Raw genomic sequence first — 2,463 nt, 5'->3', positions numbered from 1 at the left:
CTATACCAAGAATCATATAGCTCTTAGCTTTTAGCGGTTAGCTGTTAGTTTACTGTTACACGATGCCAGTTGCTTACGGATATGATCTTCCTCTCCTTTGGTAGCAATTACTTTCGTTAAACCCGTTTCATAATATTGCTTTGCAACAGCATATGCCTTGCGTTTATATTCATAATCACCCGCCAGCACGTACGTGTGATAATACGCAGGGTTGGCGGCAATCAATGCTTTGATATCTACTGTTGCGCCTTCTTTGATCTGATCTCTCAGCTTACGGTAGGTATTAAAGGCAAGATAATCTTTTGATAGCAGGAAGCTGTCGGCAGCAATATTCTGCGCGCTGTCATATACTTCATGATCTGAGGTGAGGCCGTGCATGGCAAAGATCTTGTTAAGATCGTAGGCTATAAACTGCCCTTCCTGCCAGGGCGCAGTAGATACCCATACCATCCCCTTTTTAGGTTCAAATACAATAGAGTGATGAGCGATCAATTGGTTGATGGCTTTTTCATTCCCCAACCCAATATCTTCATTGTGCAAGCCGCCACGGTCGCGCAGGATGCTCACCGTTTTTTGTACGGTATTAGGTCCTTTCTCTTTCATTAACTCCGTCAGCCGCTCGTAGCGGTATTCAGAGGCGCTTTCTCTGATCTGTAATTTATTGGAAGTAAGACTACCCAAAGAATCGCCCTGGAAGTGGTTGGTGCAGGTAATAAAGTTTTTGCCGGAGGTATACATGTCCATCCCTTCCGGTGTTTTTTCAATAATTACTGCCTTGTTATCTTCTGCAGAACCTATCAGGAAAGATTCTGACACAAACATCTTCCGCTTCTTCGCAATATCCCAGGCTTCCTGGATATTTTTTGCATACTGCAAAATTTCACGGGCCACGAGTGATACTGGCGTAGCTGCGGCAGTAGGCACGGAGGTTTTAGCTGCATTGATAGTAACGGTGAGTCCTTTATCATTCATACCAGATACTACCCCTGTAAAACCGCCCCAGGACACAAACATAAAATTGTGACCTTTCTCCGGGCGATAAAATACCACCATCTTATCCGCTGCAAAGTCGTCGCCCATGTAAAAATCGAAGTTGCGTCCGATGATCAGGTTGCTGTCGGCAGATTGATCATTCCAGGTACCAAAGGAGGTACAACCTACCAGCATCATGCCTTGCAGGGCATGGCCTATGTCGTGGGCGGCATGATAGTTCATTAACCGTGCATAGTTAGTACCTATATAATCGTAGTTGGGAGAAGCAGAAAAAGATTCTCCATAAATTTCTTCTTTAAATTCTTCCGGCACATGATCAGGCAGATCACGGTTAAACCAGCCGATAAAATACTTCAGGAAATGCAGGTAAAAAGTAGAGGGCACCATTTTACTGAACTGGGCTACAAATACATCTTCCTGCCGGCGGATCAGCTCTCCGGAGAGTTTACCATTGATCACACCTCTTTCAAAAGGGGCGCCTTCCACATACATTTCATATAGCCCGCTGTTGCTTTTACGGAACCAATTGTTACCTAAAGTATAACAGGTACTGTCCAACTGTGTACGTTGTAATTGTAAAGCACGCTTGTCGGCAATGGTTGGCGGCGTCACTCTGCTCACCACTACCAGGTAAACAGCCAATCCTATGAAGAGCAGTAAAAAAATACCGATGATGTATAAGAGTATGCGTCCTAGTCTTCTCCAGCCGCTTCGTTTCTTTGTTTTCACTATTATGAATGTATTGACTGATTAATTTCTTCCACCAGGAAATCCATCCCCAGCAATTCTGCCGAGGTGATGACGCTGCTGATAGTTACCCCTAAAATTCCGTGCAAGTTCAGGTTTTGACCGGTAAGATACAAATTGGATAGTTTCGTACGGGCCGAAACCATGGTCCGTAGCGGATCTCCGCTATCTTTTGCAATTCCGTACATGCTGCCGTCGCTGGTGCCGATATAATCACGATAAGACAAAGGCGTAGCCACATAATAAGATTGTATACAGTCGCGGAATCCGGGAAACTGTTTTGCTACACAATCTATCAGCTGACTGGCTTTTTGTTCCTTAAAAGCTTCATAGTCTGCTCCCCTGCTACCGGGCTGCAATACGGTATTTACCGTATGTTGCCAGGGCTGCATTTCGTCGTAGCGCATGTAGGTCATCACCGATAAACAATCGGCATACGTTTCATGCCGGGAACTGGCAGATACATACATCGCATAGGTTTGCGGCCATGTTGCCTGCTCGTAATCAATACCCGCCCAGGCATTATCCGTTGCATGGTAATAATGATTATAGTTCAGGTATTTAAACGTATTAGGCTTTAGTACCACATTCAAAACAAAGGCACCCACCGAATTTTCGAGGTTTTGAACGCGGTTCCGATAGGCACTCCGCAAAGCATCGCTGTGGGTAATGGCCATTGTTTGTGCCGGATGCAGGTTGGAGATGTAATGCGTGGCCTGTGCT

2 protein-coding genes are annotated in these 2,463 nt (G+C 45.3%); both read right to left on the bottom strand.

Annotated features, from left to right (window positions below; genetic code table 11):
• Positions 1-30: 30 nt before the first annotated feature.
• Positions 31-1,722 (bottom strand): C45 family peptidase, encoded by a 1,692-nt coding sequence (locus tag VIP81_RS10445; RefSeq protein WP_331959551.1) that lies wholly within the window; start codon positions 1,720-1,722, stop codon positions 31-33.
• Between the two features lie 2 nt (positions 1,723-1,724).
• Positions 1,725-2,463, bottom strand: a 739-nt coding sequence (locus VIP81_RS10440; protein WP_414649331.1) for a phytoene desaturase family protein, incomplete at its 5' end; no start/stop codon positions are given.

The organism is Chitinophaga sp. (assembly GCF_036566945.1).
GTDB lineage: Bacteria > Bacteroidota > Bacteroidia > Chitinophagales > Chitinophagaceae > Chitinophaga.
The sequence above is the reverse complement of the archived record's forward strand: the minus strand, read 5'-3'. Positions and strand labels throughout refer to the sequence as shown.